Origin of the sequence: Aerococcus sp. Group 1 (genome assembly GCF_000193205.1) — a bacterium.
In the GTDB taxonomy this organism is placed as follows: domain Bacteria; phylum Bacillota; class Bacilli; order Lactobacillales; family Aerococcaceae; genus Aerococcus; species Aerococcus urinae_A.
This window is the reverse complement of the sequence record NC_015278.1, coordinates 230,585-243,094: the sequence shown is the minus strand read 5'-3', so window position 1 is coordinate 243,094 and position 12,510 is coordinate 230,585. Positions and strand designations below refer to the sequence as shown.

Sequence of the window (12,510 nt, the reverse complement as noted above, 5' to 3'; positions counted from 1 at the left end):
CTCCATGACTGAAGTGATTTTAAGGATTCTATCATTTTTTATTTAAGCAAATTCTCAATCGCCGCCTGTAGCTGGCCTTCATCGTTTACTGATAGGTCGGCTTGGCTATCTGCTTGATCTTGTTGATGGTAATTTAACCAGATGCTGTGCCAGCCCGCAGCATGAGCCCCTCTAATATCATGCTGGTAAGAGTCACCAATGTACCAATAATCATAATCTTCGCCAATAATTTGCTTCATATAATCAAAGATTCGCGGGTCAGGCTTTTCGATACCAATGTCTCCCGAGACAACAATGCGATTTGAGGAAAACCAGCGACCTAGGTCTAAATAGCGCGCTTTCTGCCATTGGCGGTCACTTAATCCATTAGTAATAATCCCTAAAGGAACGCCCTGATCAATCAACCAATAAAAGACTTGTTCCAATTTGGGAGAAAGGCTCATGGTCGCTTGACTTTGACTGTATAAGTGTTGCCAGTGATCAGCCTCCTCATCACTTATTTGAATCCCTATTTCTTTCATAGCTAATTGAATGCGGTCCCGCCACATCTCTTGATTAGAGTAATCCCCTTGAGCTGCTCGATCATAGGCTAGATTACTCATCCTTTTAAATACTTGATAATCGAGCTGATCAGGGTCAAAGTCCCGTCTTACCTCCTTAAATTTCTCATTAGCCTTCTTAAAAATATCACTCTTTTGATAGAGGGTGTCATCTAAATCCCAAACTAAGCATAGTTTTTTTGCCGTCATCGACTTACTCCCTTCCTTATTAAAAACAAACTCCCAACCAATAACTGTGGCCTAATTGTACCTACAGTTATTTGTGGGAGTGTTTGCTAAATATTTTCCTGATTGATATTTTTCTTAGTGAAATGAAGAATGATTGCTGCAACAATAGCGCCGATAAAAATAGCTAGTGTATACCAGAGCTTACCATTAACAACAGGTAGGACGATTAAGCCGCCATGAGGGACTAAACATTCAACCCCATTCATCATTCCAATGGCACCACCTATTGCACTACCAATAATAATTGCCGGTAAGACACTCTTCATATCTTTTACAGCGAAGGGAATAGCCCCTTCAGTGATGCCGATAAGGCCCATAAAGAAGGTCGATAGACCTAAATTCCGGTCCGATTCGTCATATTTCTTCCCATCAATAAAAGTAGAAATAGCAAGGGCCAACGGGGGAATTGCACAAGCAATCCGATGGGCACCATTTGGCGCATAAACACCTTCTGCCATGAGAGCGATGGTAAAGGCTGTGGCCGTTTTATTAATTGGTCCACCCATATCAACCGCTGTCATAGCGCCAATCAAGACTCCCAGAAGCAGTGAACTTCCTCCCTGCATATCTGATAGTAATCTGACTAAGGCATCCATAAAGGCTCCAATTGGAGTAGCAATGAGGTAGACATAAAGCATCCCAATCACAAAAACCGTTGCAATAGGAACAATTAGGATAGGCATGATGGTTTTTAACATTTGTGGAACTTTCCAAGTCTTAGCCCAACGAACAAAGTAACCCGCTAAGACGCCTAGAATCATAGCTCCTAGAAAACCCGTTTTTACTTGATTAGCGCCAATAGGATTATTAGCAACATACCCTAAAATCATCCCTGGCACTAAGCCCGGTTTACCGGCCAGACTATGGGCAATATAGCCTGCTAGCAAGGGGATCATCATGGCAAAGCCGGCATTCCCTAATTCGTTCAAATTTCTCATGAAAGGATTGGTGATTTCTAAACCAGCGTCTGTCGCTGTACCCGTTGATAAAGCAACGGCTAAAAAGATCCCCCCCACAACCACTGCGGGAAGCATATAGGAAACACCTGTATTAAAAGCTTTCTTTAGGTCTTTCCAAATTTTATTATCTTTCATTCTCTTCTCCCCCTAGCTATAATTCTTCTAATTGGTCAAAGATAGCTTGAGGGTTTTTAATGACTTCACCGGGTTCTACGGTGAGTACTTTATTTTGATTTTCTTTTTCTTCAAAGCGTTCTTCGTCTTCAACTTCAATGGCTACTGCAAAAATAACTACATCCGCTGCATCAATTTCCTCTTGACTTAACTCATTTTCAATCCCCATGCTCCCTTGGGTTTCCACTTTGCATTCATAGCCTCTCGCTTTAGCTTCTTTTTCGATTGCTTCCTGGGCCATATAAGTATGGGCAATGCCCGTTGGACAAGCTGATACTCCGACAACTTTCATGGTGAATCCTCCCTAATCTCTATTCACACTAAAATCAATTTCTTTAAAAAATTCATACAATTTGTCTTGACTACTTTCTTTAGAAATAAAGGCTCTAAAGTTTTCATTTAATAAGTTTTTACTTAATTGGGCGATAAAGCGTAAATGAATATTATCCACATTACTTTCAGGGACGCCAATTAAGAAGATTAATTTCACTTCATCACTATCATTCCATAGCATGGTATCCTTCAAACGAAGAAAACCGATAAAGGGTCGGTTGACCGCCTCAGATTTACCATGAGGAATAGCTACTTGATAGCCTACAGCAGTCGAAACCTCAGCTTCACGTGCTAAGACCGCTTCTTCCATTTGTTTCACATCATTGACTAAGTTAGCTTCCTTGGCTTGGCTGACCAGATGATGGATGGCTGCATCTCTATTTTCAACTTCTTCGTCTAATAAGATCATTGCTTGAGGAACAATAGCATCGATTTGATTTTCCATGTCATCCTCCTTCTTTTTCTTCACTATTCTAAATCGGCATGACGAGCAAACATAGAATCTGAAGTTTCACCCGTCCGATCCATTAATTCCAGGATGATCCCGTCACCAGTTAAGAAGAGTAACTGTTCAAAGGCTGAGCCCATGGGTTGGATGGAAGTAATATCCATTCCAGAATGTTGTAATTTAGGGGATACCCCAGGAAGTAAGACCACAACATCGGCTAATTTAGCAATGGTCGATTCCACATCCATAGTTAAAATCGCAATCTTAACGCCATTCTTTTTCGCCTTCTTGGCAGTGGATACCAAGCTATCGGTTTCACCGGATCCAGAACCAACAATTAATAAGTCTCCTTCATGGGTGTGGGGGTTAGTAATTTCTCCAATCACACTGACAGAGAAACCTAAGTGCATCAAACGGTTAGCAAAGCCACGAATGCCTACTCCTGACCGCCCAGCCCCGGTTAAGAAGATATGGTTGGCCTTTAGGATAGCTTCCACCAGGTCATTTAATTGATCATCATTTTCATAGGCAACGTTGTGTAGTAATTCTTCTAAAATTTCTTTAACATAATTTTTTGCACTCATGATTAAGCCTCCATTTGTTCTTTCAATTCTTTTGCTGCTTGAACGGGGTCATCGGCGTGTAGGATACCTCCACCGACAATGATTATTTGAGGATTGTATTGCATGTAATCAGCAACCGTGTCTACTTTAATTCCACCGGCAACAGCAGTAACGGTGTTATCGACGTGTTTACTCATCTCTGCTAAGTCTTCTAGTGGGGTACGGCCCGCTGCTTGAGCGTCAACACCCGTGTGAACAGCAACCACATCGACTCCTAATTCTTCTACTTCAGCAACCCGTTTAGCAATATCGGTAATGGTAATCATATCGACCATGACTTTAGCATTGGCTTCTTTAGCCGCTTTAACAACGTCTTTGATGGTTAAGTTGTCTGTTACCCCTAAGACAGTCACGTAATCGGCCCCAGCATCAAAGGTTTCCTTAGCTTCAAGGTAACCCGCATCCATAATCTTAGCATCGCAGAGGACTTCAACTTCAGGCACAGCTGCTTTGACTTGGCGAACCGCTTCCATACCGTACTCCATCATAAATGGGGTCCCGATTTCAACAATATCAATATAATCTTTCACTTGTTTTACGAGTTCTAAGCCTTTTTCTAAACTAATATCATCTAAAGCGAGTTGTAATTTTGCAGTCATTGTTAGTATTCTCCTTTTTATTTTTTATTATGCCTTTAATGCGTCAGGGATAGTTACTTTCAGATAAGTACAATCTCCCTTAATGGTTACTTCATCTAGTGACGCAGGAATAAGAACGGTTTCAATCTGTTCAACAGCCAGATTTTTCCCAGCGTCCTCGATGGTGGCACTACCTTCAATAAAGATTAAGATAACAGGGCCGCCATCCGTTGTTTCCTTGATGCTGTCTTTCACTTGGACACGGTTGACTTCAAAATATTTTTGGTCAGCAATCTTAGCTTCGCTATAGTGGTCGTTTTCTTCTAAAATCTTGGGATCGCCCGTATCCGGCTGATAGTTCAGGTCGATACATTCAATGCCTTTATCAAGATGCAATTCTCTCGGCTTACCGTCCTTACCTAAGCGGTCGTAGTCATAAATCCGATAGGTGATATCACTCGATTGTTGAATCTCAATAAACTGACACCCCTCACCTGGAGAATGCACAGTCCCAGGTGGTAAATTAAAGAATGAATCCTTTTCAATCGGGTATTTACCTAGATAATCAAAAATATTTTTAGAGTTTGCCTTTAATTCTTCCTTAGTTACTCCTGGTTTAACACCACAGACCGCAAAGGTATCTTGGTCCTTGTCTAGGAAGTACCAGAGTTCACCCTTACCATAGGGGTAATCTTCTAATTCTTGGGCCTGCTCATCATTAGGGTGAACTTGAACTGAAGGACGGGTTTTGGTATTTAGAAATTTAATCAATAATGGAAACTCGTCAAAGCTATCAGCGAAGCTTCCTAAAATCCCTGTCTTATCCTCATTAAATACATCGACTAATTGTTTACCAGCTAGGTCACCGTTAGCGATCACACTAGGGCCGTTAGGATGAGTCGATAACTCCCAACTTTCTGAAAATCCTTCCTCTTGGTCAGAAACTTTATTGTGCTCTGGGCGGTTGACATTGCCCCAAATATGATGTTTATAATTATCTTCAAAAATCATTGGATATAAGTTGAGCGCCATTACATTTCCTCCTTTTGTATATTTTTATCTTTTTCTCACTTGTATTGTATAATTAATACATACATTTGTAAAGCGCTTTCTTTACTATTTTTTCAGTGTTTATGCTTGGAGAATATAAAAACCACTCCAATCGCCCGTGTTGAAGGCATTTGGAGTGGTATAAAAATTATTATCTATTCTCCTAACTGTATAATTTATACATATAGTCGTAAAAAAAGAGACCGTATTAGTAATTTTTACTATCGACGAAATGACTAATTTGTTCAAGCTGTTGGGTATAGTGATCATAGTCACTCAAAATGATTCCAATATATAACATATCGATCAGAGTCAAAAGCGAAATACGTGAAACCATGGTCTCACTGTATAAAGAGGTTTCATTATCACCGGTGAGAAGAGAAATATCAGCATATTCATTAATAAAATGGGATTTATAGTTAGTCAAAGCAATCGTTTGTACCCCTCTTGACTTTGCTAATTTCAGGGTATCCACGGCATCCATTGTGGCTCCAGAATGAGAAATCCCGATCAATAAATCATCCTCTGTGTAGGAGTGAACAGCCAATTGCTGTAAATGAATATCTGAATAATAAGTCGCTGGTATGCCGATACGGATCAGACGGCTGACAAAGTCTAAAGCAACACTGGAAGACGTTCCTATTCCATAGATACTTACCCGTTTGGCTGAAATAATTTTTGTAATGGCCTCTTCAAAATCATTCCTATCTAGCAAGTTTAAGGTATCCTGCATGCCTCGTATAGACTTGTCCACCACCATCTTGGGAACATCACTTAAGGAATCTTTAGGCGAAAAATCGAGATTGACACGAGAATTTTTCTCAAAGCCATTGTCTTGGTTCTGTTGTTGACCCGTTTCTAGTAAGATAGCCTTCTTAAATTCACTGAAGCCAGAGTAGCCAATGGTGTGCGTAAAACGAACCACACTAGGAATACTAACTCCCGATTTAGCCGCTAAATCAGACAAAGTATGATTCATGACCTCACCACCATGATTTAAAATATAATCAGCGACTTTTCTCTGTGAATTGGGCAAATGATTATACTTTTGCTTAATCAGTTCTGCTATGTTGGTTTCCATCAATACACCTCCTTAGTTAACCATTCACGATAAATCATATTATAGCAGAAAGCACTTTCCTGCAAAATATAAACACATTTTACTCATTGGAGATAATTATTTATTTCTACACCCATTAACCCCATAGAAAAATTAATAATTTTCTGTCACTAAAAAATTATTTATAAATTTCTTGCCTTTCTTTCTCTTCTTCCCGTATCATTGTTATATATACCACGAGGTGAACACATGAACAGTAAAAAAGATCTTATTCGAGTGGCTAAACTCTACTACTACCACAACCTGACCCAGGAAGAAATCGCTGACCAGGTGGGCATTTCTCGCATCAAAGTCTCCCGTATGCTCAAAAAAGCCCGTGATATGGGTATTATAACCGTCGTTGTTAATGACACCCCTAACTACGAGCATGTTGAACGCACCATTAAAGAAAGTTTTCAACTTAAAAACGTCATGATTACGGATATCCATAACCATGACGTCCGCGGATCCCTAGCCCAAATGGCTGGCTCTTATTTAAATACTATTCTTGAAGAAGGCGACACGATCGCTGTGGGATGGGGAAAGACCCTACAAGAATTGACCAAGTATTGCTACGGCAATCTGAATAAAAAGACGCTCTTCACTCCCCTGATCGGCGGTCACGGAGATAAGAACTTCAACCGCCATTCCAATTCCATCGCCAACCAATTTGCCGAAAACTATCTGGCCAAGTCAGCTACCATCCTAGCCCCAGCCTTCGCCCAAAGCCAAGTTGCTGCCGACATGTACATGCACGACCCCAACGTCTTGGCCACTATTGATAGAAGCAGTCAAGCCAACATCGCCATCTTCAGTATCGGTAACCCTAATGACGAAGAAAATAATATTATCTCGACCGGCTACCTGTCCGAAAAAGAGACAGCCCTCATCAAGGAAAGTGATACCACGAGTGATATTGCCTCCATTATTTTCCTTAACCAAGAAGGTAAAGAAATCCTTCAAGAGTTAGAAGAACGCCGCATCAGCGTCTCCCAAAAGGCCTTTGCTCAAATTGACCGTAAAATCTGTATCGCTGGCGGGCGAAAAAAACATATAAGTATTCTCTCCGCCATTAAGAGTCAGTATGTTGATGAATTGATTACAGATATTGATACGGCCCGGTTCTTGACGGAGAATATTTAGCGACTTAACAACAGCAGATCGACTTAAAAGGCCTATGACGACTTTCCTTTCATCATAGGCCTATTTTCATTGGAAGGAGTTTTTACTTTTTGGGTATGACTTACCCTTACTCCACCAAATTAGCAACTTTCCCAGTGGTAAGGTATTCTTCAAAATTATCCATGGAATATTCCACCATGTTTTTGACTGCTTCATCGGTGTTGGAACCTACATGAGGAGTTAGCAGGACTCTTGGATATAACTTAATCAATTCTTGAACCGTTTCATCAGGAACATCTTCTAAACGATCGAAGTTGTGGAAGAAAATTGGTCCTTCATTGGGGAGCACATCGGCCGCAAAGCCATACAATTTATCTGCTTTAAGGGCATCGATAATGGCTTGGTTGTCTTGGAGTTCTCCTCGGGCAGTATTGACTAAGATAGCGTCATCTTTCATGGTTTCGATAAAATGACGGTTAATCATCTTGTCATTTTCACCTTCAATGTAGGCCGAGTGAATACTTACAATATCAGCCTCTTTTAAGAGTTCGTCTTGGGTGTCTTTAAATTCAACGACTTCTTTGGCCGCATCAGATTGATAGATATCATAACCAATCACCCTAGCTCCTAAACCTTGGAAGAGTTTAGCTTCGGTCACGCCAATACGTCCGCAACCAATGATTCCCACCGTACAATTTCTCACTTCGCGACTAAACATACGAGGTTTCACACGGAAATCGTATGCCTTAGCGGTCGCTTCAGTAGTATAAGGCACATTACGCAACAAACTCATGGCCAGGGTCACTGCTAATTCGGCAATGGCATTCGGAGAATAGCCTGGTACTCGAGCGACCACTTGGCCTAAGTCGCGGATAGCGTCCATATCGATGTGGTTAATTCCCACAGTCCGGGTGAAAACTAAATCAATGCCCCAGGATTTCAGTAATTCCAGGTTTTTCCGATTGGCCACACAGTTTCCTCTGAGTAGGACAGCATCATGGCTTTTAGCGGTTTCAATATTATCTTCAGTCAATAATTCTTCAATTAAAGTTAGGTCATAATTATACTTATTATATTGGTTAAAAATATCCACTTCGTTCGACCGTACCCCATAGCAAGCTACTTTAAAAGTCATTACAATCTCTCCTTATTCTTTTTACTCATATTTATTAATTTTTAATGCACGTTCACTCAAAAAATTTAAATAATCCCACTGGTTTTTAAGATTTCAATTACCACCAGCCAAATTGGGATGGCTAGGGTAGCCGTTAAGGTGGTTACAAAAGAGGCGTTCGAGGCTAGCTTACTTTCACGTCCAAAACCAATCGCATAGGAGACCGCCACACTGGCCGGTGGAGTCGCCATCATCACTACAGTCGTCCCAATTGCGGCATAATCCATTGGGAGAGTGTTCGTCACCGTGAATAAAATCCCACAGACTAAAGTAATCAATGGAACAATAAGCATTTTATTAAAGGCGTAGTACCACACCTTGTTGTCCTTAACCGCTTCGGTAATTTCACTTTCACCAAGAGTTGCCCCGATTGATAACCAGGCCAATGGTGAAGCCAATTTAGATAAATAGTTCATCAATTGGTATAACCAAGGTAGGGTTAAGTCAAAGCGGAGAATTGGGGCTTGACGCTCAACCATTTCTCCAGTCTTGGCCAGGGTTTCCACCGTGACATGGGGCAGATAAGCCTGCATAGCCCAAATCAGTAAACCCGCCAAGGTAAATAAGATCGTCGGATTGAGGAAGATACTTTTGAGGTTGCTCTTTTTAAATTGCAAACCACTCATCAAGATATAGCAATAGGAATATAAGAAGATCCGGTAACCGATGTTAAAAACATTGGCGTAAATGACCCCGTCAGCCCCGTAAACCGCTGACACAATTGGAATCCCAAAAAAGGTTGTCGAGCCAAAAATCGTTAACATGCGTAAAACAAGTTGGGTGTCCCCCTCATAACGCGCATAAGTAAGACGGGTAATAACAATAAAAACTAAATAAATTAACAGGCCCCATACCAAAACACTCATACTTTGGTGGAGTTGTTGGACATTCAAATCTTGCATAAAGGCATTGAAGGCCATACATGGAATCGCTAACTTTAAAACTACCGTTGACAAGACTTTAGAAACATGTTGGTTAAAGATGCCACGACGTCTGCAAATATAACCAATCAAGATAATCCCAATCGTCGAAGTAATTGCCGAAATAAACTTCATATTTGTCAGGGTAGCTATCAATATTTCACCAAACGACATAAAAATAGCTCCTCTATAATAAAAAATTCACAAGAACTTATCGATAAACTCTATAGTTGAATTCTAGTTTATATAGAGGAGCTAGGAAATATTATTTAATTAAATGAAAGTTTTTTAAGTAATTTAAGAGACTTTTCACAAACTTCTATCCAAGGGGTGGACTTGTTGGTAATGAATAGTAGGCCGCCCAGTTGTTCCATAGTATTGGAAGGTCTTCAGATAGCCCTTTTTAACCAGATAATGGATATATTTACGCACCGTCACATGGGAGAGTTGGCTTTTCTGAGTGATTTGGGGAATAGTAAAAGATTCACAATCTTGGCTTTCGATGGACGCGGCAATGACTTCCATGGTGGAAAAGGTCAGACCCTTTTCGATACTATCACTCATTTCCATATTAGCAGACTCCGCTAAACGGTTGTCGGCACCTAAGTCATCCGGATAACCATATAATTGGTCCAAGATGTCTTGGTCAATCTCCTCCTCTTGATTTAATAACTCTCTTTCCTTTTTAAACCGAAGCAAACTACTTTCTAAGCGTTCAAAGGTAAAGGGTTTGAGAATATAGTCCTGCACCCCTAAATTTAAGCCCTTTTGAATGGCTGATTTGGCGTTTTGAGCCGTTAACATGATTACTCCCGGATGCTGGTCACGAGTAGCCAAATATTCAACCAGCTGCATACCGGGTGATTGGAAATCGTCCAAATGATCATCAATTAACAAAAGGTCGAAATGGTCCTCAGCTAACTGATCAAGGGCCTCTTGGTAACTTTCTGTCACCGCAGTTACTTCAAAGCCTGACACTTTTTCGACATATTGTTTGTTAATGGCTTGAACCATGCGGTCATCTTCAACAAGCATTACTTTATACATCACTTAGCCTCCATATTGCACTTGATAGCTTAAAACAAAGTAGTTTCTCTTATTATTTATTTTCACCTTATCAAAATCATTGTGTACTTGATCTAAGACCTTAGCGACTTTATGGTAAAGACCTTGGTCAGGATATAAATAGAATGAAGTCAATAAATGATCATTGACATATTCCAGTTCAATGTCAATTTTCACCGTGTCTTGAAGCTGGTTTAAGCTTTCTTCAATCGTATTGGTGATTTTCAGCCATTCATTATTCTGACTAAAATTTTGGGCTTCGGGAATTTCATCCTTCACAGTGATCTGCCGATAAGTGGAATAGTGATTAGCGCCTAGGAGTAAATAGCCCGCTATGGTGGGATTGTTAATCAATAGCTGCACATTTTGATTGAAGTGGCTCTTATCACTAATTAAGTCTTGCAAATAACTCTTTAATTCCTTATATTCCCCTAAATCAGTTAGGCCATAGATAACATGAACTTTATTGAGAAAATCATGGTTCTGCTTGACTAATTGCTTGGCAAAGTAGTGGGAATTCTCCAGCTGGTTAACTAAATCAATCACTTCTAAAGCATTACGTAATATAAAAAGATAGCCTCGTTTCTCCCGGTTGACAATAATCGGAGCCACAGAACCGACATATTCATCCTCGTTGACCGACTTAATCAAAGACATAAATGCCTTGTCCTTTACCTTTAAATTAGGGAAAATTGCAGAATAAGGTTGGTTGAGATAGTTGCCAATATAGGTGATTGCACTATTATTCTCAAAACGGATTTTCCCTTTTGGATCAGTGATTAGGATAGCCATATCGGTATAATTAAACATGGCATTGCGCTCTTCCACTACCTGGGCAATTTCTTCAGGTTCCATTCCCAACATGCGGTTCTTTAAGGAATAAGCCAACCAAATGGCCATTATCCCTGCCACAAGAAAGGCGACCAAGATAGAACTGATCACTGTGTGTCTAGCCTGATCGAATAAGAGATTTAACTTGGGCAACATGATCCCTAAAGCTACTGCGCCTACCACTTGATTCTCTTGATTGAGGATAGGGACAAAGGCACGCATCGACCGCCCCATAGGGCCTTGCCCTGTCCGGGTATAGGATTTACCATTGAGGGCATCATACTGGTCTTGTTCTCCCTGGAAGGGACTTCCAATTAAATGACGGTTGGGGTGGGTTAGTCGGGTACTATCCTTAGTCATTATCACCACATAATCCAAGCCAAAGCGAGCTTCTTCAGCAGAGGCATAGTCGATAATCTGCTGGGAAAAATGCGTATCTTCAGCAGAGGACTGGATAAAGGGATCGTCCGCAATTTCATGGCCCACTTTTAACAACATGTCCGCTTGAGAATCGACAATGGTCTGCTTACTGGACCGAGTTAAGATAAAAAACATGATTAATAAGGTAACAATCACTAAAGTAAAGGTCATGTATAGGAGTCGAAGCAGCAGCTTATGTTTATGAAAAGTTTTTCTTAGAGAGAGCATATGAATCACCTGGCTGGGTTAATCTTTATCAGCAAAACTATATATTATAATAAAATAAAACACCATTGAATGAAATAATTTCTTAACCTCTAAAACACAAAAAAGCTATGTCATTATCTACCCTCATACCCCTAGAGACGTAAATATCATATTCATAGCTTTTTATTTAAATGTATTATATATAAAAAATATTTAATCACTTTTGACGACGTATATTCACTAGCTCCTCTACTCCATGACGACTGGTTTCTAAACTAGTAAGAGTTTTTTATACGTAGTCGATAGGAAATATAGAAATAAGATATCATTTAAGAATAGATGATTCAGTAAGGAGATCATTGCTCCAGCACGCAGAGACGCTTCACGATATTGAGCGACTAAGAGCTGGTAATCTGCTTGTTTTTGTAAGTTATTCCCTGAGCTTGATGTCATTACAATGACTTTGATATTTAATTCATGAGCCAGATTAGCTAATTCAATCACTTCGTGGGTTTGACCAGAATAGGAAATGAGTAGAAAAAGAGAATCCTTAAAGGCCGTTCCCATGGCTGAAGCCAATTGATGGGAATCCTCATAATTTAATATTGTTTTTCCTACTCGAGCAAATTTCTGCACTAAATCTTCACCGACAAGATGTGAAGCACCCAAACCATAGCAATAAATAATCGGTGCATTAATCATCAGATGAATAATTTGAT

The 12,510-nt window shown here is 40.2% G+C and carries 14 protein-coding genes; 1 reads left to right on the top strand and 13 read right to left on the bottom strand.

The window, feature by feature from the left end:
- Nucleotides 1–38: 38 nt before the first annotated feature.
- The 8 genes from HMPREF9243_RS01135 to HMPREF9243_RS01100 form a co-directional block, all read right to left on the bottom strand.
- Nucleotides 39–749, bottom strand: coding sequence for an HAD family hydrolase (locus HMPREF9243_RS01135; protein WP_013668581.1), 711 nt, complete (start codon nt 747–749; stop codon nt 39–41).
- Between the two features lie 86 nt (nt 750–835).
- The gene (locus tag HMPREF9243_RS01130) at nt 836–1,882 is read right to left on the bottom strand and encodes a PTS fructose transporter subunit IIC (protein WP_041705807.1); all 1,047 of its coding nucleotides are present in this window, start codon (nt 1,880–1,882) and stop codon (nt 836–838) included.
- Nucleotides 1,883–1,898: 16 nt separating this feature from the next.
- Complete coding sequence (locus HMPREF9243_RS01125; RefSeq protein ID WP_041705804.1) at nt 1,899–2,213, bottom strand: PTS fructose transporter subunit IIB; 315 nt, start codon at nt 2,211–2,213, stop codon at nt 1,899–1,901.
- A gap of 12 nt (nt 2,214–2,225) precedes the next feature.
- Nucleotides 2,226–2,699, bottom strand: a complete 474-nt coding sequence (locus tag HMPREF9243_RS01120; RefSeq protein ID WP_013669325.1) for a PTS sugar transporter subunit IIA — start codon at nt 2,697–2,699, stop codon at nt 2,226–2,228.
- A gap of 23 nt (nt 2,700–2,722) precedes the next feature.
- Nucleotides 2,723–3,286, bottom strand: a complete 564-nt coding sequence (gene hxlB, locus HMPREF9243_RS01115; protein WP_013670107.1) for a 6-phospho-3-hexuloisomerase — start codon at nt 3,284–3,286, stop codon at nt 2,723–2,725.
- Nucleotides 3,287–3,288: 2 nt separating this feature from the next.
- Nucleotides 3,289–3,924 carry a 3-hexulose-6-phosphate synthase gene (gene hxlA, locus HMPREF9243_RS01110; RefSeq protein ID WP_013669197.1) on the bottom strand — a complete coding sequence of 212 codons (636 nt, stop codon included), beginning with the start codon at nt 3,922–3,924 and terminating at the stop codon, nt 3,289–3,291.
- 27 nt (nt 3,925–3,951) lie between these two features.
- On the bottom strand, nt 3,952–4,935 hold the full coding sequence (locus HMPREF9243_RS01105; protein WP_013669916.1) for a type I phosphomannose isomerase catalytic subunit: 984 nt from the start codon (nt 4,933–4,935) through the stop codon (nt 3,952–3,954).
- Nucleotides 4,936–5,161: 226 nt separating this feature from the next.
- A complete protein-coding gene (locus HMPREF9243_RS01100; RefSeq protein WP_013668902.1) occupies nt 5,162–6,034 on the bottom strand; it encodes a MurR/RpiR family transcriptional regulator in 873 nt (290 codons plus the stop codon).
- A gap of 228 nt (nt 6,035–6,262) precedes the next feature.
- On the opposite strand from HMPREF9243_RS01100, the gene HMPREF9243_RS01095 reads away from it, so the two are divergent.
- Complete coding sequence (locus HMPREF9243_RS01095; RefSeq protein ID WP_013669770.1) at nt 6,263–7,195, top strand: sugar-binding transcriptional regulator; 933 nt, start codon at nt 6,263–6,265, stop codon at nt 7,193–7,195.
- Between the two features lie 106 nt (nt 7,196–7,301).
- On the opposite strand, the gene HMPREF9243_RS01090 is transcribed toward HMPREF9243_RS01095, so the two are convergent.
- The 5 genes from HMPREF9243_RS01090 to HMPREF9243_RS11005 form a co-directional block, all read right to left on the bottom strand.
- Nucleotides 7,302–8,309 carry an NAD(P)-dependent oxidoreductase gene (locus HMPREF9243_RS01090; RefSeq protein WP_013669696.1) on the bottom strand — a complete coding sequence of 336 codons (1,008 nt, stop codon included), beginning with the start codon at nt 8,307–8,309 and terminating at the stop codon, nt 7,302–7,304.
- A gap of 65 nt (nt 8,310–8,374) precedes the next feature.
- Nucleotides 8,375–9,442 carry an AEC family transporter gene (locus HMPREF9243_RS01085; RefSeq protein ID WP_013668735.1) on the bottom strand — a complete coding sequence of 356 codons (1,068 nt, stop codon included), beginning with the start codon at nt 9,440–9,442 and terminating at the stop codon, nt 8,375–8,377.
- A gap of 135 nt (nt 9,443–9,577) precedes the next feature.
- On the bottom strand, nt 9,578–10,315 hold the full coding sequence (locus tag HMPREF9243_RS01080) for a response regulator (RefSeq protein WP_013669489.1): 738 nt from the start codon (nt 10,313–10,315) through the stop codon (nt 9,578–9,580).
- A gap of 3 nt (nt 10,316–10,318) precedes the next feature.
- Nucleotides 10,319–11,755, bottom strand: coding sequence for a Spo0B domain-containing protein (locus tag HMPREF9243_RS01075; RefSeq protein WP_041705800.1), 1,437 nt, complete (start codon nt 11,753–11,755; stop codon nt 10,319–10,321).
- Nucleotides 11,756–12,061: 306 nt separating this feature from the next.
- Nucleotides 12,062–12,493, bottom strand: a complete 432-nt coding sequence (locus tag HMPREF9243_RS11005) for an SIS domain-containing protein (RefSeq protein WP_224786531.1) — start codon at nt 12,491–12,493, stop codon at nt 12,062–12,064.
- Nucleotides 12,494–12,510 lie beyond the last annotated feature (17 nt).